This window comes from Seonamhaeicola marinus, assembly GCF_008085455.1.
In genome coordinates this window covers 1-273 of sequence record NZ_VSDQ01000352.1, presented here as the reverse complement: position 1 = coordinate 273, position 273 = coordinate 1, and the positions used below count along the sequence as shown (strand labels likewise).

Genomic DNA, 273 nt, shown 5'->3' with positions numbered 1-273 from the left:
TGTACCTGAAATTGTTGGAATACCTACGTGATAAATAGCTGGATTTTTAACTAAATCCCAGCCTTGATAATCTTTAGCTTCACCTTCATTTGTAAGCATAATTGATACTGCCTTAGCTAAATCTAAAAGCGTACCACCACCAATACCTATAATACCTGAAGGTCTTTCTTTTGTACTTAAAATAATATCTTTTACTATACTATCAACCTGATCGGTTTTTGGTTCTTCTTTAGCTGATACATATATTATTTTATCATCATAAGCTAATGGTAT

Annotated in this window: 1 protein-coding gene; it reads right to left on the bottom strand. The window is 31.5% G+C overall.

The window, feature by feature from the left end; genetic code table 11:
• Positions 1 to 273: iron-containing alcohol dehydrogenase (locus FUA24_RS04890; protein ID WP_148540276.1), on the bottom strand; the 273-nt coding region annotated here is incomplete at both ends.